Source organism: Marinobacter sp. (assembly GCF_052091845.1).
Classification (GTDB): domain Bacteria; phylum Pseudomonadota; class Gammaproteobacteria; order Pseudomonadales; family Oleiphilaceae; genus Marinobacter.
Genome location: NZ_JBQDCO010000009.1, coordinates 53,443 through 77,924, shown reverse-complemented (window position 1 = coordinate 77,924; position 24,482 = coordinate 53,443). Strand labels below are relative to the sequence as shown.

The following is a 24,482-nucleotide window of genomic DNA, read 5'->3' as shown; positions in this document are numbered from 1 at the left end:
AACTGGGCAATGGCCACTCAACTAACTACCTTGAGCCTGCTCTTCATGAGCCAACGCACCAAGCCTGGCGATGGCTTGGTCGATACGTTCGCTCCAGGGATTGCCGCCGTTAAGCCTCAAGCAAGATTCGAACTTGCCTGAAATCGAGAACATCAAACCCGGTGCCACGTTGATACCTTCCGCCCGGGCTCGGTGATACACCCGGGTGCCGGAGACTCCAGCGGGCAGTTGTACCCAAAGCACAAAGCCGCCCTGGGGCCTACTTACTGCCGTCCCCGCTGGGAATGAACGTGCCACCGCAGTACGCATACGCTCTACCGCCTCTCGGTAATTCTGTCGTGCAGAACGCAAGTAACGATCGTAACCGCCCTGCTCCAAAAAATGCGCAACCGCGAGCTGCGGTATAGATGACGTAGCCAGATTAGAAAAATACTTTTGCTGTCGGGCGCTCGCCATGTAGCGCCCAGGTAGCATCCAGCCCAGCCTTAGGCCCGGAGAAATGGTCTTTGAAAAAGAATTGCAGTAAATGACATTGTCGGTGCGGTCAAAAGCTTTCGCGGGCCGGGGCCTTTCGCCGGTGTGATACAGATCACCGTAAATATCGTCTTCAATCAACGGCACTCCAGCTGCAGCAAGCATCGACACCAGCTGTTTTTTGCGTTCATCGGGCATTCTGGCGCCCATAGGGTTGCTGTGGTTGGCCACCACCACACAGGCCTTCAGCGGCCACTGCTCCAAAGCCAGCTGCAGGCCTTCAAGGCTTAGACCATCCGAAGGATGTGTGGGAATTTCCATGGCCCGCAGCCCAACGACTTCTAACGCCTGCAAAATGCCGGGGAATGAGGGTGACTCAACCGCCACTATGTCACCTGGCTGGGTAACGGCGCGCAAGCCAAGAATAATGGCTTCCTGAGCCCCGTTGGTAACCAGTACATCTTCCAGGGTTATAGGCACGCCCATGGTCGCCATACGCTGGGCGATCTGCCTACGAAACGACTCCTTGCCCGGAAAGGCATAGTCCAATGTTTCAAGGCCGCGCCGTGCCGCCCAGAGTGTGCTCTGCTGAATCTGCCGCAACGGCAGGTAATCCGCATGGGGAATAGCCGTAGCCAGCGGCACCATGCGCTTTTGCTCATCCGCGCACAAATCCAGCGCCATCTCACGGGCACTGACCGGAACTGGGCGATTGCGGTGTTTGTGCATTATAGGTTCCGGGGCATCAACCACTGGCAAACGCACGAAATAGCCGCTGCGCTCCCGCGCCTGAAGATAACCGCGGGCTTCCAGTGTTTGGTGGGCTTGCAATACCGTTGAGATACTAACCCCAAGCTGCTTGCTCAGCACCCGCACACCCGGCAGCCTATCGCCGTCTCGATAGACCCCTTCCTGAATCAATGCCTGAAGCCTGTCTGCCACTTGGCTGTATAGAACACCCATTCTGCTTGCCTCGCGCTCGCTGCTACAGATTGACACCTGAGCAGAACAGTACAGATGTCAGAAAAACCCACCAGTACAGATAATCAAAAACACACCCTGTACCGGTTCAAAAACAGATTATCTGAATCTGTTATGGATGTCAGCTAAGGGGGACAATAATAACATCGCAATCAGAAGAAGGAGTTTCACCATGGGCATCGCTCACATCCACAACTTATCCGCCACCCGGAACAATCTTTTTGGCCTGCACGCGAGTGCCGTACCGCTGTATTCCGAGTCTTTGGGCATCACTCATCAGTGGTTGCAAGACCTTGGGTTTTCGGTTGATCAGCGCGACCAAGATCACTGGGTAGTCACTCACCAATCCCCACTTCCCGAACTGCACTTTTACAGTGAGCGGGAACTGGCTCAGTTTGCCAGCCACAAGGCGCGGCACTACGCTAAGCGTTTGCTCTTGGAGAACCGCGCATGACTTACCCCATCTATCAGGTAGATGCCTTTACCAGTGAGCTTTTCAAAGGCAACCCCGCTGCTGTAATGCCGTTGGAAAAATGGCTTCCGGACGAAACGTTGCAGGCTCTGGCGGCAGAGAACAATCTGTCGGAGACGGCATTTTTTGTGCCCGAGCCTGGTGTTGATGACTCGGATTTCCATATCCGCTGGTTCACTCCGAATATTGAGGTGCCGCTTTGTGGACATGCCACTCTGGCCAGTGCCTGGGTTATTTTCAATAAGTTGAATTGGCCTGCGGAGCACATTCGCCTTCACTCCAGAAGCGGCCCTTTGGGTGTTCACAAAACCCAAGACGACTGGCTGGTTTTAGACTTCCCCAACCTTCCTATCGAGGAGCGGGAAACACCGGCACTTATCAGCGAAGCCCTTGCAGGCGCGCCCACCACAGCCTTCTACGTACCAAGCGACGCCAACTACATGGTTGTTCTGGAAAACGAGGCCGCCGTTAAAGCCGCGCAACCAGATATGCGACTGTTAAAAGAGCTGGACAATCTCGGGTTGATCATCACCGCACCGGGTGAGACTGCCGACTTTGTGAGTCGGTACTTTGCGCCCGGCGCAGGCCTTGATGAAGACCCGGTTACCGGCTCTATTCACAGTGTTCTGGCGCCCTACTGGGCGGAGACACTAGGCAAAACAAAGCTTGAAGCCCGGCAGCTTTCATCCCGTGGCGGTTTATTGCGCTGTGAATTGAAAGGTGACCGTGTTGCCATTGCTGGGCAGGCGACGTTTTATATGGAAGGAACCGTACACCTAACGTGAGGCTGATATACTGCCCGCCATATAAACCAAAGGGCGGGCAGTAATGACAACAAGTTCCAGTAACCAGTACGACCTGATCATCATAGGGGCCGGCGCTGCTGGGCTGATGTGCGCGGCCACCGCAGGCTATCGCGGGCGCAAGGTACTGGTGCTTGATCACGCCAACAAACCCGGGAAGAAGATTCTCATGTCTGGTGGTGGCCGCTGTAACTTCACCAATCTCAACAGCGCCCCAGCCAATTTTTTATCAGACAACCCGCATTTTTGTATCTCCGCCCTAAAGCGCTACACCTCACAGCATTTCCTGGATCTTGTGGAACGCCACGGCATAGAGCACGAAGAGAAAGCTGCAGGGCAATTGTTCTGCAAGGACAGCGCAAAAGACATCCTTAGCATGCTGCTGACAGAGTGCGAATGGGCGGGCTCTGAGATTCGCATGAAGGCCAACGTTAAGAGCGTCGGCAAAGAAGCTGAACACTACCGCGTGAACACGGGCTCCGGCACTTTGACCTGTGAATCTCTGGTTATCGCCTGCGGCGGCCTGTCCATCCCAACCATGGGTGCCACAGGATTCGGCTACGAGATCGCCAAACAATTCGGGCTCACGGTTCTGCCCACCCGGGCTGGGCTGGTGCCTTTCACTCTCCACCCGGAGTTGAAGCAGCAGTTAGCACCACTGTCTGGCGTAAGCTGTCCGGTAGAAGCAGCCTGCAACAATCAGCATTTTCGTGAACCTATGCTAGTCACGCACCGGGGATTGAGTGGGCCGTCAATGCTGCAAATTTCCAGCTTTTGGCAGCCCGGCGATCCGCTGACCATCAACCTGCTCCCGGAACGCAATATCCAAGAAGACCTGGCATCCCTACGCAAACAAAAGCCACAGTCCACCGTGGCGCAATACCTCGCCCAGCACCTGCCAAAACGTTTCGCACAGGCATTTAACGAACTCTACAGCTGGCAAGGTCCACTTCAAAGCTATAGAAACACCGATCTTGAGCAGATTGCAGACTCTTTGGCCCAGTGGACGGTAAAACCTGCCGGAACAGAGGGGTATCGAACGGCGGAAGTTACGCTGGGCGGCGTAGATACCCGCCAGCTTTCATCAAAAACCATGGCCGCTCTGGATCACCCAAACCTGTTCTTTATTGGCGAAGTTGTAGACGTAACCGGCCACTTGGGCGGGCACAACTTTCAGTGGGCCTGGGCTTCGGGCGTGGCGGCTGGGCAGGCAGCTTGATTGATTGACTGATTGACTGATTGATTGATTGTTTAGAATAATTCGATTTTAGACAATCGTAGTTGTTTTTGGACATTTCCGAGAACCAGATTTTCAGGCGGGTGCGTTTTCTGGCAGACGAGGGGCAGTTATTGCTGTAGGTTCGGCCCCTACCTACTCAGATTCTTGTTAGGAGTAGACACGCACTAGCGCACAATTTTAGACCGAGGCAGGCAAAAAACATCGATCTGTCATATTGCTGTGGTAGCCGACATCTTTCCGCTATAAAATATTTGCTTCCTATGGATTGGCTCAGACGTGCTTGCTTGTCATGCATAACGTCCCCGGTGTTCGACGCCCGTTACCATGCGGATGACTGTTGTTGAGCCAGTTATTGATTTCCTGACCCTTACACGTGTTGCCATTTCCCAAGATGAAATATCAATCCCGCTTTCGTCAGCTATCACTATTTTTATTCAAGTGCTTTCTATTTTCCTTCAGCATACTGCTGATTTCGCGCTACCTGTTTTTCATGTATATACAGGATGTGTTGCCAGCAACAGGGGTTGGTGATGACACTTGGAGGGCTTTCTTTGTTGGCGGGCGTTTTGATGCCAAGGTAACGGCAATTGCCTATTCACCTCTTTTGTTGAGCGGCCTTGTCGCCGCCGCGTTTCATGGCGCTTACCAGCGCTGGTTAAGGTTTTCGGTCGGTTATCATACGGTTGTAGCAGCACTCTATGTAGTCGGCTGCATATGCAATTTTTATTACTACACAACCTATGGCAGCCATATTGACCTTTTTGTTTTCGGGCTATGGGAAGACGACTCAACCGCAGTGCTTGTCAATATCTGGGAAGACTATCCCGTGGTACGTGGTTTTCTGGTGGCGTTCATTGTCGGTGCGTTGGCATACCTGACCTCCCGGTGGTTCCTCCACGCTCCGTTGGGTCGTATAAACCCGCAAGCCTATTGGCACTGGAGCGTTACGTCACTGGCGGTAGCCACAATTTTTCTGTCCACCTTTGTGACAGCGCGAGGAACTCTCGATAGTCATCCCCTCAAGCGCTATCACGCCAGCGTTTCCCAGTACAAACCGCTGAATATGATCACCCCGAACGTATTTATGGCACTGGACTGGGCGACCACTGATTACCAGGAACAGCGGCGTTTTGATCCAGTTTCTGAGCCCACGCTGAGCGCCCAGATGGAGAAAGTGCTCGGCCAGCCGACCCCGGTTTATCACACGCCAGAAAATAATCACCTCCAACAGAACCCGCCCCATGTGGTTGTGGCCATGATGGAGGGTATGGGCATGAATATTATGGTGGAAGACAATCTTCCAGGTAACGACCTGCTGGGAAGCCTTCGCCCTCATTTCGCAGACGGTTTTCTTTTTCAGCGCTTTTTGGCGGGCACCTCCGGGACGATCGACAGCATTGTCATGACACTGTTTCATAGCCCCGTGGCCACCATCAGTCATTCCTCGGCCCGGAATACCGCCTTACCAGGTTCTGCTGTTCTGCCTTACAAGCAGGCAGGATATGAAGTGGCGTTCCTGTACGGTGGAAATGGCATGTGGCGTAACCTGGCTAGCTATTTGCCTGCCCAGGGGTTTGACCATGTCTATGGTGAAAATGACATTATTGAGGCGATTCCCGAGGCCGACGAATATTCAGGTACCTGGGGCGTGCCCGATGGTTTTTTGTTCCAGTTTGCCAACAAGCTAATGGAAGAGGCGGATAAGCCCACCCTGCTCTTTATTATGACCACCACCAATCATTCGCCGTACAAGGTGCCGGAAAACTATGAGCCCGAGCCGACGGAAATCAGCGATCGGTTTTCCGCCATGGCCGAGTATGAGAGCAAGCAGGCCAAGGTGCTTCTTGAGACTTTTCAGTACGCCTCTGATGCGCTAGGTCAATTCATGAAGCGTATCAAGCAGTCCGCGACTCTGCGCGACAACACCATTATTGCGGTAACCGGCGATCACCGCGTGCGGAACCTGAGTACAGATGAGCCCACGGAATATGGTCTTACCTATGCGGTGCCGTTCTTCCTACACGTGCCGGACCCGATCCTTGAAAACACGCCACACAAATATGACCCAATGCGCATCGGGTCGCACCGGGATATTTTCCCGACACTGTATCATTTCAGCCTGTCAGACCAGGACTATATTACCCTCGGCGGTGAAAACCTGCTGGGCACGGATGGGGTCAGTAACGTGGGGTTCAACCTGAAGCGCAGTATCAATGAGCATGGAGCGTTCAGTAATGACAGGTCCGGACTGTATTATCCTTGGAATAAAGATGACCCGCTGCTCAACCAGCAACAGCCGGAAGAGAACCGGCCATTCGATGCTGGGTGGCCAGAGGAATATCATCGATTGATGGATTATTACCTTCGTTCCCGGGTACTCGCTACGACTAGCCCGGATTCCCCATAACCAACTAGCAAGTCTCGCAGACTGGGCCGATTACCGTCATGACCGCTCAGTTGCAGGCATGACTGTTTGATCATTGACCAACTTCTATTATCCGGACACTCTGCCCGGGCACCCCATTGCGTCGGATCGGGGGGAGATCCTGAACAGAGCGCTACAACACACTGCCGGATTACGTAACAGCCTGCATAGGCGGCGGCTCTAACGCCATCGGTATGTTCACAGCCTTTCTGAACGATGAAAACGTCAAACTGGTGGGTGTAGAGCCGGCTGGTGAGGGTTTGGATACAGGCGCGACAATGACACTGGGCAAGCCCGGGCAGCGGCCCGCAACACAGTTACCTGAAAGATCTAGGCCGAGTGGAATACGCCAGCGCCACAGACGACGAATGCCTGAATGCGTTGTCGTGGCGACAAAGACGCAAACTACGTGGCAGAGAAGCTGGGCCTGTAAGCTCCGATTTTCGTTATAAAAAAGGCGAAGCCATTATGTGGCTTTGCCTTTTTTATTGCTTAAGGTTCTACGGGAAAACTTAACGCAAAATCACCAGCGGTGTTTTAGCAGAGTTCAACATGTTGGTTGTTGTGCTGCCCAACAAAAAACGACGGATTTTCGAGTGGCCGTAAGCGCCCATCACCAGAATATCGATGTCGAACTCTTCCTGATAACTGTGCAGCGCAGGCTCTACTTCACCGCTACGAACAGCCAGGGTGATTTCAGACTCCAATGGCGCCAGCATGGTCTCGGCCTTACGAAGCTGAGCCATGGCTTCGGGTGTTTCATCACCCACCATCACCAGGTGCATAGGCAACCCTTTGAGTACCGGACTGGCAGCTAGATGCTCAACCCCACGAAAAGCCGTGGCGCTGCCATCAAAGGCCAACATGGCGCTTTTTGGCGCAGAATATTCATTCGGCACTAACAGAATAGGCCGGCTCATACTGCGGATAACGGTTTCCAGCTGGCTGCCAATACGCTGATCCCGTTCTGAGCTACTTTCGCCGTGCAGCCCCATTACCAGCAGGCGCGTATGCTCCTGCATGGCCAACAGTGATTCGGTCAAGTCACCATGGCGCTGGCGTTTTTTGATCTCGCCAAGGCCGGCATCCCGTAACCTGTAGGCGGCTTCGTCGAGCATGTGGTTGCCATGCTCCAAAGCCAGTTTGGCCCGCTTGCGATCCAGCAACGCCAATTCATCCAAAAGGTGCTCGCGGCTACCCAGGCCAATGTTACCGGCCAAATCTGGCTCCGCGGGATAGCGCTCTTGGTCGAGCACGTGCAACAGGATCAATGGTGAGCCCATATATTTACTGGCCCAAGCAGCATAATCACACACCGCCGGTGCCGCACGGGAACCGTCGACACACGCTACAACATGCAATGTATCCTGCGGGGTCGCTTGAGGGTTACCTATCGTATCTTGCATATTAATGGCCCATCAACTGGTCAACGCCTTCCGGCTTGTCGTGCACTCCAAAGCGGTCAACAATGGTAGCGCTGGCCTGGTTCATGCCGATCACTTCCACCTCCGCGCCATCACGGCGGAACTTGATAACCACCTTATCCAGCGCACCCACCGCAGTAATGTCCCAGAAGTGGGCGCGGCTAACGTCTATCACCACTTTATCTACCACCTCGCGGAAATCAAACGCAGCAACAAATTTTTCTGAGGAACTGAAAAACACCTGCCCCATCACGTTATAACTGCGGGTACCTGTCGATTCATCCAGAGTCGTTTGCACTTCCATAAAGTGCCCGATCTTGTTGGCAAAGAACAGTGCCGCAAGCAACACCCCGGCAAACACACCCAGCGCCAGGTTGTGGGTTGCAACCACCACGCACACGGTTACTAACATCACAATGTTGGTAGAAAGCGGATGGGTTTTCAGGTTGCGGATAGATTCCCAAGAGAAGGTGCCGATAGACACCATGATCATCACAGCCACCAGAGCGGCCATGGGAATCTGCACCAATATGTCGTCCAGCACCAGTATCATCACCATCAGGAACACACCGGCGGTAAGCGTGGACAGCCTGGTGCGACCACCGGATTTGATGTTGATAACCGACTGACCAATCATTGCGCAACCAGCCATACCACCAAGTAAACCAGACCCAATATTAGCAATGCCCTGCCCCCGGCACTCGCGGTTACGGTCACTTTCTGTATCGGTCAGATCGTCCACAATGGTGGCTGTCATCATGGATTCCAGTAGGCCGACCACCGCCAGCGGAATGGAATACGGCAGAACAATCATCAGGGTTTCCAGGTTCAGTGGCACATCCGGCCACAGGAAGATCGGCAAAGTATCGGGCAACTCGCCCATATCGCCTACGGTACGCACATCAATATTGAACAGCACCGCCACAATGGTCAGCGCCACGATGCAGATCAGCGGCGATGGCAGAACCTTGCCCAGCACCGGTACAAAAGGAAACAAGTAAATGATTCCCAGCCCGGCTGCTGTCATGGCGTAGACGTGCCAGGTTACGTTGGTAAGCTCCGGCAACTGAGCCATGAAAATCAGAATAGCGAGGGCGTTCACGAAGCCCGTCACCACCGATCGCGAAACAAAACGCATCAGGCTCCCCAGTTTCAGCCAACCAGCCAAAATCTGGATCACCCCGGTTAACAAGGTGGCGGCCAACAGGTATTCCAGGCCGTGCTCCTTTACCAGCGTGACCATCAGCAGCGCCATGGCGCCGGTCGCTGCAGAGATCATGCCTGGGCGACCGCCTACAAATGCGATGATAACAGCGATGCAAAATGAGGCGTAAAGCCCCACCTTGGGATCCACACCAGCGATGATAGAGAAAGCAATCGCTTCTGGAATCAACGCGAGGGCTACCACAATTCCGGCGAGCAGGTCGCCTTTGGTGTTGGAAAACCAAGTGGCTTTCAAAGTATTTACCATAGTCTTAGGTATCCAGGTGGCTACACTGTTTAATAAAAATAGGGCTGCCAGAAAAAAATCGCGGCAAAATAAAGGGCGCGAATTCTATCAAAATGCGGGTGCTGGCGTAAGAGCGACTAGCTGCGCTATCGAGCGCAACGAAAGGTCAGGTTGTATCGACAAGGGCCCGTCAGCGGGTGCGTTCCAGCCTTGAGCGTGAACACACCATGGTAGCGTAATCGTGAAGGCCCACCCCAGACGGCCACATCGCCATGACCCAGTGGGAGGTTTAAAGGCCGCTCGCCCCGTGTTAGTCCGCAAAATTGGAACACCTGAGGCAACCCAAGAGACACAGATACAATCGGCTGAGAGAAGTCGCGCTCATTCTCCGAGACAGTCTCAGTATTCATTTCAACCGGTTGGCTAGCAAACAAATCAAGAGTCATAACTTGCACTGTTAACATGAAAAATATGGCAGCTCACGCACTCAGAATAAAGCAAATGAACCGAATGAAAGCCTGTTCATGAAGATCCACTAAAAAACACGTATATTCTGTGGTCTGATTCATTCTCCGGTAAGGACGTTTTAATGCTGTTTGCAATAATCATTGGTGGTTTGATTGGTTACGCCTTTGGCAAGTTCCCCGGCTTTCTTATCGGGGCAGCCATTGGCGCATTTTTGCTCAACCGCGCTAAAAGCCGCTTGATAGGCAAACTCCATAACATTCAGTCAGGCTTTGTTGACTCTGTTTTTGCAGTTATGGGCGCACTGTGCAAAGCCGATGGCGTGGTCTCAAAAGACGAAATAGAGATGGCCGAGGCCATGTTTGTGCGCTTTCGTTTGAACGACGCGCAAAGAGCGACAGCCAAGGCTGCATTCAGCCGCGGCAAAGAGCCTGGCTTCGACCTGGATGCAGAGCTGGATCATTTCCTGCGGATCAGTGGGCGGCAGCCGGCGTTCCTGCAAATGTTTCTTCAAGTGCAGTTTTCTGCGGTTGCAGCGGATGGTGTAGTACATCCGGCAGAACGGGAAATGCTGATGCGCATTGCCCGCCGTTTAGGCCTACCTGAAAGCCAGGTTGACCAACTGGAGGCCATGCTGAGAGGCGCGCATGCGGGCCAATCCGGCAGCCAGCGATCTACCGCTCAACAAAACGACGATGCTTACAAGGTTCTGGGAGTTTCGCCCTCAATTAGTGATGCCGAGCTCAAAAAGGTGTATCGCAAGTTAATGAGCGAGAATCACCCGGATAAACTTGCAGGGCGCGGCCTTCCTGAAAGCATGCGCGAAATGGCAGAAGAGCGTACACAGGAAATTACCCACGCTTACGATATAATCAAAGAATCCCGCAAAAACAGCGCCTGACCCCCCCTCTCCCCGTGCACGCCTGGTTAACATATCGGGCGTGTGAACTCATACCTGAAATGACATGTCACCCCGTTTTGCGTTCGAGTAGAGTAGCTGCCAACAAAGCAGCTCCCATCAAAAGAGCCGCTGAAAATAATGACGGAGTACTTCCCGGATGTCAGCCGCTGATTCCCCGCAAACCGCCAATGCCTTCACTAATGACGCCTTGGGCAATGATGATGCCACCGCATTGGCAGATCGTATTCGCCGCAAAGACGTATCGGTTGCCGAACTGACCCAGGCCGCTATTAATCGGCTGGACAAGGCAGAACCTCTGGTCCATGGTGTGATCGCCGAGCGTTATGATCAGATGTTGACGGCAGCGGCCAAGCTAGACAAAGAAAAGAGCCTAGAGGATGCTCCTTTTTTTGCCGGTGTGCCTACCTTTATCAAAGACAACACAGACGTGGCCGGAATGGCTACCCGCCATGGCTCAGCCGCCGTGCCTGCCGGCCATCCTGTAAACAAAACCAGCCTCTTCGCACAGCAAATGCTGGCCCAGGGCTTTCTCTGCCTTGGCAAAAGCACACTCCCCGAATTCGGGTTTAATGCCAGCACCGAGCCACTACATGATGCACCCAGCCGCAACCCGTGGAACCTGGCCTATTCCACTGGCGCCTCTTCTGGCGGTTCAGCCGCACTGGTTGCCAGTGGCGCAGTGCCCATTGCCCACGCCAACGACGGTGGCGGCTCCATACGCATCCCAGCGGCCTGCTGCGGGCTTGTGGGGCTTAAACCCACCCGTGGTCGTGTTATCGACAACGATGCCGCCAAATCCCTACCCATCAATATTGTGAGTGACGGTGTAGTAACCCGTTCGGTGCGAGATACCGCCAACTTTTTCCACCAGGCCGAGCAGTATTTCCGCAACCCTAAAATGCAGGCGATGGGTAAAGTGGAAGGCCCTTCGAGCCGACCACTGAAAATTGGCATAGTGATAGACTCCATCAACGGCCACGCAACGGATAACGTTACCCGGGAAACCGTCGAAGCCACTGCGCGGCTGCTTGAGGCACAAGGGCACCGTATAGAACCTGTCCCCATACCGGTGAAGTCTTCGTTTCCTGATGATTTTGCTATGTATTGGGGATTGCTGGCCTTTGGCATGAAGCTCAACGGCCACAAGATGACTCATCCAGATTTTGATAAACGACGGGTCGATGGTCTTACCGAAGGCATGAGCCGGATGTTCCTGCGTGGGGCCTGGCGACTGCCGGCGATTTTGTGGCGCCTGCGTCGCGCCAGGTTCGACTATGCCAAGGCAATGAAAGGCTTCGATGCGGTACTAACACCGGTACTGGGGCATACCACCCCAAAGCTTGGGCATCTCAGCCCCGAGGTGCCGTTTGAGATGTTATTTGATCGACTCACTCGGTATGCGAATTTTACGCCTCTGGCCAACGTGACCGGTGCGCCCGCGCTGTCGTTGCCCATGGCTCAGACGCCGGAGAACCTCCCCGTTTCAGTGCAGATCATGGGTCGCCATGGCGACGAGCGCACGCTGCTGGAGATTGCCTACGCTCTTGAGGCAGACAATCCCTGGCCGTTGCTCTGCGATAGGGCTTAGCACCCAAACTTACCATTTTCGGTTAACTCTGTGCCTGAGCTTTAACTTCGGCTCAGGCGCTGTTTGGCAGCTCTCAGCTTCTGACTGACTTTATCGCCGAGCACCAACATCGCGGGTGTCAGCAAGAGTGTCAGCACAGTGGCAAACGCAAGACCTCCCGCAATGGCACTAGACAACTGTTCCCACCACTGAGTTGATGGCGCGCCCAACCCGAGGGATGGGGTTAGGAGATTCACGTTAACCCCCAACACCATCGGCATCAGCCCCAACACGGTGGTCACGGCGGTCAGCAGCACCGGTCGCAAACGCAGGCAACTGGTTTCCAGCGCCGCCTCATAAGCCGCCATTCCGTCTTTCTTCATCTGATTGTAGGTATCAATCAAAATGATGTTGTTGTTCACCACAATGCCCGCCAGCGCAATAATGCCCATGCCCACCATCACGATTCCGAACGATTGCCCGTTCAGTAACAACCCCAGAAGAACCCCCGCCGTGGACAGAACAATCGCCGATAGAATCAGAAAACTCTGATACAGCGAGTTGAATTGGGTCACCAGAATAATCAGCATCATGCCAAGAGCCACCAGAAACGCGGTAGCAAGAAACGTGGAGGCCTGCTGTTGGTCTTCATTTTCGCCGGCAAACTTAACCGACACGCCCTCTGGCACCTCTGGAAGTTCCGCCTGAAGGGCTTTCAGCAGCGCATCTACTCGCTCGCCCGGTTGTATATCAGATTTGATGGTTACGGTTCTCTGGCCATCCACCCGAACAATGCTGCCGGTTTTCTCCCCCGGCTGCAGATCCACAAACTGCGACAGCGGAACCTGCCCGCGGGCCGTGTTAATGGTTTGGCGCTGCAGCTGATCCAGCTCTCGCCAGTTGTTTGGCACCCGCACGGCAATGTCCACTTCATCGCGCACATCCTCCGGGCGATACGTGGCCAGCACTAAGCCGTTGGTCACCAGGCGAACGGCACTGCCAATGCTGAGCACATCGGTGCCGAAACGGGCGGCGGCTTCTCGATCTACTTCCAGCCGCCACTCGATTCCCGGCAGGCTGCGGTCGTCTTCAATATCCACAAAGCCGCCCTGGGCGCGCATTTGGTTTTCAATCTGGTCCACAAACCCACTAAGCTTGCTGCTATCCAGGCTACTCACTTGCAGCTCAATGGGCTTGCCGCCTGCCGGGCCGTTTTCCTGCTTTCGAAACTCCAGTTCAATGCCCGGAATGTCATCAGTGCGAGCCAGAAAATCATCAAGAATGGCGCTAGCCGGGCGGCGGGTAAACCAGTCGGTAAACTGGAACTGAAGCACGCCGATCACATCTGGCGCCAGCTGTGTATTGGTGCTTAGCATGGAACGCGCATACAGGGCTTTTACTTCAGGCATTCCCTGCAAACGGCCCTCTACTTGCTGCACGATGGCATCGCGCTCCAGTACCGACAGGTCTCCCCGTGCGCGAATCTGCACTTGGGCCGAATCCGGCTCCACGCTTGGGAAAAACTCAATGCCATAATTGAACTTGCCATAGGCGACATAGACCACCAAAACCAGCGCCAGCACACCTAGCAGGGTAAAACCGGGATAAGACAGCAGCCTGGAAAGCAGGCCACGATAACGCTGCATCATTCGCCCGCTTTCATGGGCCGAGCGGGCTCTACGGCCCCCACTCACACCACCCAAAACCGGCAGAAACACAAGCGCCATTGCCAGGGAGGCAACCAAGCAGATAATTACCGTAATCGGCAGGAACTTCATGAATTCGCCCACCACTCCGGGCCAAAACAGCAGGGGCACAAACACCGCCAGCGTGGTTGCGGTAGAGGCAATGATTGGCCAGGCCATACGGCTTGCCGCTTCTGCCCAGGCCCCTTTTACTGTTTGCCCTTCAGACAGGTTACGGTCTGCCAGCTCAGACACCACAATGGCACCGTCTACCAACATGCCTGCTACCAGTATCAGGCTGAACAACACAACAATGTTGAGGGTAAAGCCCATCAACCAGATCACCAGAACGCCCGCAAGAAATGCTCCGGGAATCGTCAGCCCTACCAACAAAGCCGAGCGCAACCCCATGGCGGCGATGATAACGATAAGAACCAGCACAATGGCGGTTAATACGTTATTGAGCAGGTCGCTCAGTATGTCTTGGACTTCGTCGGACTGATCCATGATGTAACGGACTTCTAGGGCATCTGGCAATTGCGGTTGCGCCTGGGCGATCAGCTCGCGCACCTGCCCCACGGTTTCAATAATGTTGGCGCCCGTGCGTTTGGATACCTCCAATACCACAGCCGTTTCGCCGTTAATGCGAGCGAACCCCCTTGGGTCTTTGAACGTGCGCTGCAGCATGGCAACGTCGCCAAAGGTCACCACCGTGTCGCCATCCACCTTGATCGGCATGGACATAACATCTTCAATGTTCTCGATAACACCTGGCACTTTCAGGGTCATGCGGCCGTTGCCGGTATCCAGAGAGCCGGCGGCTACTAGCTGGTTATTGCGGCTGACCAAGGAGCTGAGCTGGTCGAAGTCTATGCCGTAGCTTTCCAGCACCTGTGGGTCTACTACAATTTCAAGAAGGTCTTCCCTGTCGCCGCCAATTTCAACTTCCAGAACGTCGGGAACCGCTTCGATGGCATCCTGCAGCCCTCGGGCAATGGTGATCAGTTCGCGCTCGGACAATTGCCCAGACAAGCCTATGGACAACACCGGGAACAACGAAACGTTGATTTCGTTCACCCTTGGCTCGTCTGCTTCTCGGGGAAGTTTATTGCGTGCGGTATCCACCTTTTCCCGGACATCCTGCAGGGCGGTATCCGGATCAAACCCAGCATCAAACTCAAGCATCACCGAAGCATGCCCTTCGGAGGCGTTGCCACGCATTTCTTTGATGCCTTCCAGCGAACGCAGCTCCTGTTCCATCGGGCGCACCAGCAGCCGCTCAGCATCTTCCGGGCTAATACCCTCCAGGCTCATGGAGACATAAATCATTGGGATGGTGATGTCGGGATTTGCTTCCCTGGGTATCGCCTGAAACGCCGCTATGCCGCCCAGAGTCAGAAATATCAGGGTTAGCAGTGTGGTGCGGCTACGATCTATGGCAGCAAAAATAAGTGCGCGCATTCTGTTCAGCCTCGCTCGTCGGCGGCATCAACCGGCTCAACTTTCTGGCCTTCATTCACAAACCCACCACCGCGAGTAATCAGCTGTATCTCATCTGGCAACCCTGTTACCCAGGCGCCTTTGGTAGAGACACTCAGCAATTCAACCGATCGGAACACCACCAGATTTTGCTCGTCAACATACTTGACACCTGGGCGCCCATCGTCTCCCAGGATCAGATATGCCGGGGAGATAAATGCCGCTTTAACTTCAGGTAGAGCAACGCGCAGGTTCGCGCTGCCGCCAGCCACACGTTTTTGCTCCGGATTTTCAACGGCAATTTCCACTGCAAAACTCCGGGTTTCCGCACTCGCGGCACTGGCCACAAAGGTGACAACGCCATTCAGAGCCTGTCCGTCTAACGGTTGTACCCGCACCGTTTGCCCGGGCGAAACCTGTGCAACGGATTGCTGGGGCACCTGCCCTTTGGCTTTAAGCCTATCTGTGCGCACCACCTCATACAAAGCAGATCCCACTTGCACCAAACTTCCCGTTTCAACGCTTTTGTTGTTGATCACACCATCAATCGGCGCCTCTGGCCTGAGGTGTGAAACCGCTAGCTGAGCACCCTTCAACTCCGCCCGAGCGGCTGCAAGATCACTGTCGATGCTAAGAATTTCTGACTGAGACGCCAGATTTTTAGATCGCAGTTTACGGGCGCCCGCCAAATCAGCCTCAAGCTTTTTAACCCTTGCCTCCCAGCGTTTGACTCCGGCACCGCGCCCATCTTCAGACAAAGTTAAAAGCACATCTCCGCTTTTTACCGAGTCGCCGAGATTTGCCTTAACCGCTTCAACCGTACCCGCAACCCTAGCGCTTACGGTTACAGCACTCCATGGTTCCAGCTGGCCTTGGAGCAAAAGGCCCGGCTCATATAGCTGTGTATTTAGGATGGTAACCTGAACTCGTGTTGGCTCTTGTGGTGCCGCGCTCTGCTGTGCGGGTGGCTCGGTGCTAGCGACCTTGATATCGCCCATCGCCATCCAAATCACCAGAACAATCACAACGATCACCGACAGACCCAGCGAACTCCATTTTACTTTGCTCATTAAGTACCTACACGGCTTGAACTAGGTGGATGACAACCCTAAAAACGACGCTGCCAGAAAAAACTTCGTCGAAACAGTTGCAACTGGTTTAAAGCGTGGGGTAGATTCTACACAGAATCCTTTTACGAATTCAGAGCAGATTGTCCGTTTTATGAATCTCAACCAAGTTGTCGTCCTAGCAAAGCTAATTCTGGTGGTCGTGGTACCGTCCGGGGGCTTTTGCGTGGATAGCAGGTGAGATAGAGACAAACCTGACAAAAACACCAGAAACCCCCGGCACCGCAAGGTCCCGGGGGTTTCTTTTTTGCGGAAGAAAAAAACAGGAAATACGACAATGAACGGCGCACAGCACATTCTTGACACGTTTCACCGCCACAATATCCAAACGGTTTTTGGTTACCCGGGTGGCTGCATCATGCCGCTATACGATGCCCTGGTGGATGATGTGCGTGTGGAGCATGTGTTGTGCCGCCACGAACAAGCCTGTGCACTGGCCGCAGACGGCTACGCGAGGGCCAGTGGCATGCTGGGCGTTTGCATTGCCACCTCCGGCCCAGGCGCCACCAACTTGATTACCGGCGTTGCCAATGCACACAGGGATTCCATCCCCATGTTGGTCATTACCGGTCAGGTTCCCTCCGGGCTGATTGGCACCGATGCCTTTCAGGAAACCGATGTTCTTGGCATGACCCTGGGAATCGTAAAGCACAGCTACCTGATTGAGAGTGCAGACGAACTGCCTGCTATCCTGGAAGAAGCCATGGCACTGGCTCAAAGCGGCCGGCCCGGGCCGGTGTGGATTGATATCCCCAAGGATGTATTGCTGTTAGATACCACACCCGCACCCATTCGCCAATCGGCGCCGCAGGACCACTCCTGCCCCAATCTGTCAGACGCGCTAGCCATGTTGCGCACAGCCCGTAAACCGCTGCTTTACAGTGGCGGTGGCATCAGCCTGGCCCATGCGGAAGAGAACTTTCGTGAGTTTGCCGCGTGCTCAGCCCTGCCTGCGGTAGTCACCCTCAAGGGAATCGGGAACGCTGGCAAACACAGTGCTAACAACCTCGGCATGCTGGGCATGCACGGTTCCCGAGCCGCCAACCGGGCGGTTGACGAATGCGACCTTCTTTTGGTTATAGGCGCACGTTTGGACGACAGAGCAACCGGCAAGCTGGACGGCTTTGCGCCCAATGCCCGAACCATCCATATTGATGCAGATGCTGCAGAATTCCACAAACTGCGCAATGCCGATCTCGCGTTGCGCGGTGATTTAAACGTCATTCTAAGCGGCTTGAGTGACGCGCTTCAGGAAGCGCCTTTGGCAATCAGTGAGTGGCAGAAGCAGTGCCAAACCTGGCGCACAACCGGTGGGTTCCCTGCAGCAGATAATGAAGAGCCACTAGCACCCATTACCGGCCCGGCGTTCATCCGCCAGCTATCCCGCGTTACTCCAGAAGACACGGTTATCGCCTGTGACGTTGGCCAGCATCAGATGTGGGTGGCTCAACATTACCAGTTTGATCGTCCCCGCCATCACCTCACCAGCGGCGGCCTCGGCACCATGGGCTTTGGTTTGCCAGCAGCGATTGGCGCTCAGTTTGCCAACCGCCAAAGCACGATTATCAATGTTGCTGGCGACGGCTCCTTCATGATGAACGCACAGGAGCTGGCCACCATTCGCCGCTATAACTTACCCGTGAAGCTGATCATCATGGACAACCAATGCCTGGGTATGGTGCGCCAGCAACAGGAGCTATTTTACAACAACCGGGAAAGCCAGATTGATCTGAACGACAACCCGGATTTTGTCGCCATGGCCCGGGCGTTCGACATTCCGGCCCTAAAAATTGAGCGCACGGACCAGGTTCGCCGGGGCATTGAAACTATACTGGCCTACAACGGCCCCATGCTGTTGCACGTAGCCATCGCTCGGGAAGAAAACGTTTGGCCAATTGTTAAGCCTGGTGGAAGTAACGCAGACATGGTTGACGAAACCCGTCGCGCTTCAACAGACAAAAAGGAGAAGGTTGCATGAACACTGAAAGCCACCCCCACAAAACACCAAGTTATACCCTTACTTGCCGTATGAGCCATGAATCGGCTGCCCTCGAACGCCTGTGCCAAGTGATACGTATCCGCGGCTTTCGGATTGCAAAAATGGCAGTAGAAAGTGTTTTGGAAGGAACAGACGAGGCGCTGGATATCGCCTTGACGATTCACGGCGCTCGTTCGGTGGCCATGCTTCAATCACAGCTGGAAAAGCTGCACACTGTAGCGGAGGTCATATTGACCACTCCAGCCATAGCGCCTGCAGTAAGCCACACAGCCTGACAGGCCAACACGACAACAGGTAAAATCCGTGATGCTCCGCAACACTTTGCAGCGTTATCCTCTGTTTGTCATTGTCTTGGCGCAGCTTTGTGGAACCTCTCTCTGGTTCAGCATCAACGGTGTCTGGATATCCCTTTCCCGCGAACTGGGGCTATCCGAATCAGATGTGGGAAGCCTGACACTCTCTGTGCAGGCAGGCTTCATCATTGGCACCTTAGGCATTGCCGTTACAGGCCTGGCCGACCGGTACCGGGCCAGTTATATTTTTGTCTGCTCCAGCTTGTTTGGCGCACTGATGAACGCCGGCTTCGTACTCACCGCAGCATCCCCGCCGTTTGATCTGGCTATGCGCTTTCTGACCGGCCTTTGTTTAGCCGGCATTTACCCTCTGGGCATGAAGCTGGTCATTGGCTGGACGCCCAAACATACAGGGGCCGCACTGGCTTGGTTGGTTGCCATGCTCACCCTTGGCACCGCTATGCCTCACTTGCTGCGCGGAGTAACACCGGGGCTGCCCTGGCAGTGGCCGTTACTGGGTTCTTCGGCGCTGGCTCTTTTGGGTGGCCTGATGATTCTGCTTTTGGGGGATGGCCCTCACCTGCCACTGACCGCTGCAAGAACCCGGTTGCGTAGAGGGCTTTCCGGGCTCAAATCGCCCAGATTCCGTGCTGTAGCAGGCGGCTACTTCGGCCACTGCTGGGAGCTTTATGCCTTCTGGACACTAACCCCACTATTGATCACACGGGAAGTGCTGCGCATGCAAGCCGAACCGGCGCTGATTCCTCTGCTTTCATTCATGGTGATTGGTGTGGGATTTGTCGGTTGTGTAGGTGGTGGCAGGCTCAGCCGACGGTTTGGTAGCCAACGGGTCGCGAATCAGGCGCTGGCCATTTCGGGGGCAATCTGCCTGGCCTACCCTGTTCTTGTTTGGGCACCACCGGGCGCTCTACTGGTACTGCTAATGCTCTGGGGGATTACGGTGATTGCCGATTCCCCCAGTTTTCTGCACTGGCGGCGGCCACCGCGCCCAGGGAATTCGTAGGTGCGTCACTGGCAGTAATGAATGCTATAGGTTTTGCGCTGACCATACCGGCCATCTGGATTACCAGTAATCTCTGGGAGACTCAGGGCGTATGGGTAACACTCTGGTTGTTACCCGGCCCAATTCTGGGGCTCTGGTCGATGCGCCGGCTCAATAGCCAGAAAGGCTAAGGCCGACGCTCATCTGTATCAGATAAGTTCGATAGCGACCGCTGTCGCCTCGCCACCACCAATACACAGAGAAGCCACTCCTCGCTTCAACCCTTTTTGTTTCAGAGCGTTGATAAGTGTGACCAGTATCCGAGAGCCTGATGAGCCAATCGGATGACCCAGAGCACAGGCACCGCCATACACGTTGACCTTCTCTGCGGGCAGCTTCAGCTCATTGATGGCCAGCAGGCTGACAACCGCAAAGGCTTCGTTGATCTCGAACAGATCCACGTCGTCCTTGCTCCAGCCGGCCTTCTCCAGCACTTTCCCGATGGCACTTATGGGCGCCTCAGAGAAGTCGGCTGGTAGCCCGGCGTAGGTCGCATGGGCCACAATACGGGCCTGCGGCGCTAAACCACGGGCTTCAGCTTCAGCCGCTGAAGCCAACACCAGTGCAGACGCGCCATCGCTTATGGAGCTAGCGTTAGCGGCCGTTACCGTGCCATCTTTCGCAAACGCAGGCTTAAGCGTGGGAATTTTCTCCGGTTTGGCATTGCCTGGCTGTTCGTCCGCACTCACCTGGGTTTCACCACCACGGCCGGGAACAGTCACTGCCGCAATTTCGGGCTCAAACCAACCGTTCTCTATCGCCGCCTGCGCTTTATTCAGTGAGCCGATGGCGAACTCGTCCATCGCTTGTCTGGTAACCTTGTACTTATCGGCCGTGCGCTGAGCAAACACACCCATAAGGCCGCCTTCGTAGGCATCCTCCAGGCCGTCGAGGAACATGCTGTCCATCACCTGACCGTGGCCCATGCGCATGCCGCCGCGAGCTTTAGGCAACAGGTAAGGCGCCTGGCTCATGTTTTCCATGCCGCCGGCAATCATGATGTTGTTGGTGCCTGCCTTAATCTGGTCGTGAGCCATGATCACAGCTTGCATGCCAGAACCACACATCTTGTTCACAGTGGTGCAGCCTGAGCTGTCGGGAATACCAGAAGCTCGGGAGGCTTGGCGGGCTGGCGCTTGGCCAAGTCCTGCGGGCAACACACAGCCCATGATCACTTCCTGAATGTCCACGGGCTTCAAACCGCTGCGCTCAATAGCGGCTTTGATGGACGCGGCACCCAAATCCGGAGAGCGCACTGAACTCAGGGAACCCATCATGCTGCCCATGGGGGTGCGGGCAGAACCCGCAATCACAACGCTATTATCGCTCATATCAAACCTCACTGATTTCAAACTCTACCCAGAACAGAGCGGGCAATGATTTCTTTCATGACTTCCGACGTGCCGCCATAAATGCGCTGAACACGAGCATCCGTAAACGCGCGGGAAATGGGGTATTCCGTGGTGTAGCCATAACCGCCAAATAGCTGCAAACAGCCATCTGCCACTCGGCACTGCATTTCGGTGGCACTGTACTTGGCCATGGATGCCGTAGGAGCATCCAGTTCACCGGTTTCATACTGGCTTATGCACTGGGACACGAATGCCCTGTTAACCTGGTACTCGGTTTCCATACGGGCAATTTCGAAACGGGTGTTCTGAATCTGCGCCAGCTTCTGGCCAAACAGCTCTCTCTCGTGGGTGTAGGCTATGGTCAGATCCAGTGCGCCTCTGGCCGCTGCCACGCCCAAGGCGCCGATAACCAGCCGCTCACGTGGCAACTCCTGCATTAGGTAAGCAAAGCCTTTTCCTTCCTCGCCCACCAGCGCAGTTGCCGGTACACGCATATCTGAAAAGAACAGCTCGGAGGTATCGCCGCTGTGCTGGCCTATCTTATCGAGATTCCGCCCTTTGCTATAACCCGGCAAGGTGGTATCCACCAAAAACAGACTGATGCCTTTGGCGCCAGCCGAGGGATCGGTTTTTGCCGCAACAATCACCATACCGGCATGCTGGCCGTTGGTGATGAAGGTTTTTGAGCCGTTCAGAATATAGTGGTCGCCGTCTCGCACCGCACTGGTGCGCATGGCCTGCAAGTCACTGCCGGCGCCCGGTTCGGTCATGGCGATAGCGCCAACTACTTCACCCGACACCATTTTGGGCAGCCACTGCTGCTTCTGAGCCTCATTACCCAAGTGACTTATGTAGGGAGCCACGATGTCCGAATGCACCATTACGTTGGTTGAAAGGGCACCAAACCCCATGCGAGCCAGCTCTTCACCGACAACCACAGAGTACTGGAACGGCGCCTCACACCCACCGCAATCTTCAGGAATATCCACACATAGCATGCCGGCATCGCCGAGCGTGTTCCAAAGCTCACGGGGTACAACCCCGGACTTCTCCCAGGCCTCGTAATGCGGCGCAACTTCCGTTTCCAGAGCCTTGATGACAGACGCCCGGAACAGTGCGAGCTCTTCTTGATCCACTGAATTGGTCATTGCGCTCTCCATTGCTATCTCCTACCTACAATTGAATTCACTTGGGCGCCATACGCAAGGCACTGTCGAGCCGTATCGTTTCGCCGTTCAGAACCGGGTTGCGAACCATTTGATCTACCATCATGCCAAACTCCTCGGGCTTACCCAGGCGTTTGGGGAACGGCAGCGTGGCAGCCAAGCTGTCCTGCACTTCTTGCGGCATGCCAGACATCATTGGCGTCATAAACAGCCCAGGTGCGATGGTGTTCACGCGAATGCCTTCACGAGCCAATTCCCGAGCCGACTGAATGGTCAGAGCAACCACGCCGCCTTTGGATGCGCTGTACGCTGCCTGCCCAATTTGACCCTCGTATGCGGCTACCGAAGCGGTGTTGATAATGACACCACGCTCGCCGTCGGCATTGGGTTCACGTTGCGCCATATCGGCAGCTGCAAGCCTTAGAATATTGAAGGTTCCGATCAGGTTCACCTGTATCACCTTGCTGAAACTTTCCAGTGGCATAACACCGTCGCGGCCCAGAATCTTGGCCGCCGGGCCAATACCGGCACAGCTAACGGCAACTCCGCAAAAACCATGGGCTTCACGAGCGGTGGCCAACGCTGCTTCGGCGCTTTCGGATGAGCTCACATCGCAATGTACGAAGATGCCGCCAATCTCTGCAGCGACCTTCTCGCCCTGCTCTTTTTGCAGATCAAGGATGGCGACTTTACAGCCGGCTGCGGCCAGTGCCCGGGCTGCGCCTTCGCCAAGCCCGGATGCACCACCTGTAACAATGGCGGGGACATTATTGAATTCCATCGTTTTCTCCCTTCGCATCAAATGTTGTTGACTGAATTGGAAATAGAAAAATCTTTACGTTAACGTCAACTTTATCCAATTCAGCCCTAAAAAGAAATCTACATGTCAGCTTAGCGGATGCTCTCAACAATCAACGCAATGCCCTGGCCGCCGCCAATGCACATAGTAATCAGGCCATAGCGCCCGCCTGTACGTTCAAGCTCAGCTAGGGCTTTAATAATCAGGATAGAGCCCGTCGCGCCTACCGGGTGGCCCATCGCCACTGCACCGCCGTTCGGGTTCACTTTGTCGGCAGGCAGGCCAAGCTCCTTGCTGACAGCCAACGCCTGAGCGGCAAAGGCCTCGTTGGATTCGATCACATCCAGATCTGTCACATTCAGGCCAGTCTGCTCCAGCACCCGGCGCACCGCCGGAATCGGGCCCAAGCCCATCACACTCGGATCTACCCCTGCAAAGGCATAGCCGACAATTCTTGCGCGCGCTTTAAGGCCGCGCTTTTCGGCTTCTTCGGCGCTGGTGAGCACCATGGCTGCCGCACCATCGTTAATGCCGGAGGCGTTGCCGGGTGTGACTATGCCATCCTTGGTAAAGGCCGGCTTCAAGCCTGCAAGGCTTTCCGCAGTGGTGCCAGCGCGCACATGCTCATCCTGATCGAAAGTGAACTCCTTGCGGCCCTGTTTTACCGTTACCGGCACAATCTGCTCTTTAAAATAGCCACTTTCGATGGCTTGGCTGGCACGACGATGACTTTCTGCAGAGAACGCATCCAGGTCTTCGCGGGTAAGGCCGTACTTTTCCGCAATCCGCTCAGCTGTCATACCCATGTGGCCACTGCCAAATGGATCGCTGAGGGTGCCCATGGTCATATCAATCATTTTGCCATCACCCATCCGCAGGCCCTTGCGAACGTTGGGCAGCACATAGGCGCCCTGGCTCATGCTCTCGGCACCACCGGCCAGAGCAATTTGGCTGTCGCCCATGACAATCATTTGCGCAGCACTGATAACCGACTGCACACCAGAACCGCACAAACGGTTCACGTTAAACGCCGCAGAGCCTTTCTGCAGGCCAGAGTTCAGGCCAATGTGGCGAGCCACGTAGGCATCTGCCGGGCCGGTTGGAATAATGTGGCCAAACACAGAGTGGTCGATGTCTTCAGCCGACACGCCCGAGCGCGTGATGGCTTCTTTTGCGGCACAGGTGCCCAGGTCAGCCGGGCTTAGCGAGCTCAGGCTGCCGCCGAAGCCGCCAATGGCAGTACGTGCGCCGTCAAGAATCACAACATCGGTTAATTTCATGGTTTTTTCCCTTTAA

19 protein-coding genes and 1 pseudogene are annotated in these 24,482 nt (G+C 54.9%); 10 read left to right on the top strand and 10 right to left on the bottom strand.

The window, feature by feature from the left end; all coding sequences use genetic code 11:
• Nucleotides 1-21: 21 nt before the first annotated feature.
• Nucleotides 22-1,437 (bottom strand): aminotransferase-like domain-containing protein, encoded by a 1,416-nt coding sequence (locus tag ACTHYN_RS04865; RefSeq protein WP_441808131.1) that lies wholly within the window; start codon nt 1,435-1,437, stop codon nt 22-24.
• Between the two features lie 190 nt (nt 1,438-1,627).
• Between ACTHYN_RS04865 and ACTHYN_RS04860 the strand changes: the two genes are divergently transcribed.
• From ACTHYN_RS04860 to ACTHYN_RS04845, 4 genes are all read left to right on the top strand, one after another.
• Nucleotides 1,628-1,909 carry a hypothetical protein gene (locus ACTHYN_RS04860; RefSeq protein ID WP_441811352.1) on the top strand — a complete coding sequence of 94 codons (282 nt, stop codon included), beginning with the start codon at nt 1,628-1,630 and terminating at the stop codon, nt 1,907-1,909.
• Complete coding sequence (locus ACTHYN_RS04855; protein ID WP_441811351.1) at nt 1,906-2,712, top strand: PhzF family phenazine biosynthesis protein; 807 nt, start codon at nt 1,906-1,908, stop codon at nt 2,710-2,712. Before ACTHYN_RS04860 ends, ACTHYN_RS04855 begins: the two co-directional genes overlap by 4 nt.
• A 43-nt stretch (nt 2,713-2,755) precedes the next feature.
• On the top strand, nt 2,756-3,949 hold the full coding sequence (locus tag ACTHYN_RS04850; protein WP_441811350.1) for an NAD(P)/FAD-dependent oxidoreductase: 1,194 nt from the start codon (nt 2,756-2,758) through the stop codon (nt 3,947-3,949).
• A 511-nt stretch (nt 3,950-4,460) separates the two neighbouring features.
• A complete protein-coding gene (locus ACTHYN_RS04845; RefSeq protein WP_441808135.1) occupies nt 4,461-6,377 on the top strand; it encodes an LTA synthase family protein in 1,917 nt (638 codons plus the stop codon).
• Between the two features lie 530 nt (nt 6,378-6,907).
• Here ACTHYN_RS04845 and ACTHYN_RS04840 read toward each other — a convergent pair.
• From ACTHYN_RS04840 to ACTHYN_RS04830, 3 genes and pseudogenes are all read right to left on the bottom strand, one after another.
• Complete coding sequence (locus ACTHYN_RS04840) at nt 6,908-7,801, bottom strand: universal stress protein (RefSeq protein ID WP_441808136.1); 894 nt, start codon at nt 7,799-7,801, stop codon at nt 6,908-6,910.
• Between the two features lies 1 nt (nt 7,802).
• A complete protein-coding gene (locus ACTHYN_RS04835; RefSeq protein WP_441811349.1) occupies nt 7,803-9,290 on the bottom strand; it encodes a SulP family inorganic anion transporter in 1,488 nt (495 codons plus the stop codon).
• Nucleotides 9,291-9,415: 125 nt separating this feature from the next.
• Nucleotides 9,416-9,658: pseudogene (locus ACTHYN_RS04830) on the bottom strand (alpha-ketoglutarate-dependent dioxygenase AlkB); the annotation flags it as partial.
• A 200-nt stretch (nt 9,659-9,858) separates the two neighbouring features.
• On the opposite strand from ACTHYN_RS04830, the gene djlA reads away from it, so the two are divergent.
• Nucleotides 9,859-10,635 (top strand): co-chaperone DjlA, encoded by a 777-nt coding sequence (gene djlA / locus ACTHYN_RS04825; RefSeq protein ID WP_441808138.1) that lies wholly within the window; start codon nt 9,859-9,861, stop codon nt 10,633-10,635.
• Between the two features lie 157 nt (nt 10,636-10,792).
• Nucleotides 10,793-12,244 carry an amidase gene (locus tag ACTHYN_RS04820; RefSeq protein WP_441811348.1) on the top strand — a complete coding sequence of 484 codons (1,452 nt, stop codon included), beginning with the start codon at nt 10,793-10,795 and terminating at the stop codon, nt 12,242-12,244.
• Nucleotides 12,245-12,285: 41 nt separating this feature from the next.
• Here the strand turns inward: ACTHYN_RS04820 and ACTHYN_RS04815 are convergent, their stop codons facing one another.
• Nucleotides 12,286-15,369, bottom strand: a complete 3,084-nt coding sequence (locus ACTHYN_RS04815) for an efflux RND transporter permease subunit (protein WP_441811347.1) — start codon at nt 15,367-15,369, stop codon at nt 12,286-12,288.
• 5 nt (nt 15,370-15,374) lie between these two features.
• Complete coding sequence (locus ACTHYN_RS04810; RefSeq protein ID WP_441811346.1) at nt 15,375-16,457, bottom strand: efflux RND transporter periplasmic adaptor subunit; 1,083 nt, start codon at nt 16,455-16,457, stop codon at nt 15,375-15,377.
• Nucleotides 16,458-16,791: 334 nt separating this feature from the next.
• Here ACTHYN_RS04810 and ilvG point away from each other — a divergent pair, with 334 nt between their 5' ends.
• The 4 genes from ilvG to ACTHYN_RS04790 are packed head-to-tail and all read left to right on the top strand — an operon-like array spanning nt 16,792 to nt 20,000.
• Nucleotides 16,792-18,492 carry an acetolactate synthase 2 catalytic subunit gene (gene ilvG / locus ACTHYN_RS04805; RefSeq protein ID WP_441811345.1) on the top strand — a complete coding sequence of 567 codons (1,701 nt, stop codon included), beginning with the start codon at nt 16,792-16,794 and terminating at the stop codon, nt 18,490-18,492.
• Nucleotides 18,489-18,788 (top strand): ACT domain-containing protein, encoded by a 300-nt coding sequence (locus tag ACTHYN_RS04800; protein WP_441811344.1) that lies wholly within the window; start codon nt 18,489-18,491, stop codon nt 18,786-18,788. The genes ilvG and ACTHYN_RS04800 overlap by 4 nt, the downstream gene beginning before the upstream one ends.
• 31 nt (nt 18,789-18,819) lie before the next feature.
• A complete protein-coding gene (locus ACTHYN_RS04795; RefSeq protein WP_441811356.1) occupies nt 18,820-19,830 on the top strand; it encodes an MFS transporter in 1,011 nt (336 codons plus the stop codon).
• Nucleotides 19,831-19,847: 17 nt separating this feature from the next.
• Nucleotides 19,848-20,000 (top strand): hypothetical protein, encoded by a 153-nt coding sequence (locus ACTHYN_RS04790; protein WP_441811343.1) that lies wholly within the window; start codon nt 19,848-19,850, stop codon nt 19,998-20,000.
• 18 nt (nt 20,001-20,018) lie between these two features.
• Here ACTHYN_RS04790 and ACTHYN_RS04785 read toward each other — a convergent pair whose 3' ends face one another.
• From ACTHYN_RS04785 to bktB, 4 genes are all read right to left on the bottom strand, one after another.
• Complete coding sequence (locus ACTHYN_RS04785) at nt 20,019-21,200, bottom strand: acetyl-CoA C-acyltransferase (protein WP_441811342.1); 1,182 nt, start codon at nt 21,198-21,200, stop codon at nt 20,019-20,021.
• 17 nt (nt 21,201-21,217) lie between these two features.
• Entirely contained in the window at nt 21,218-22,369 is a 1,152-nt protein-coding gene (locus ACTHYN_RS04780; protein ID WP_441808145.1) for an acyl-CoA dehydrogenase family protein, read from the bottom strand.
• 37 nt (nt 22,370-22,406) lie between these two features.
• Nucleotides 22,407-23,168: an SDR family NAD(P)-dependent oxidoreductase gene (locus ACTHYN_RS04775; RefSeq protein ID WP_441808146.1), complete on the bottom strand. Its 762-nt coding sequence runs from the start codon at nt 23,166-23,168 to the stop codon at nt 22,407-22,409.
• 110 nt (nt 23,169-23,278) lie between these two features.
• Entirely contained in the window at nt 23,279-24,466 is a 1,188-nt protein-coding gene (gene bktB, locus ACTHYN_RS04770) for a beta-ketothiolase BktB (protein WP_441808147.1), read from the bottom strand.
• Between the last annotated feature and the right edge of the window lie 16 nt (nt 24,467-24,482).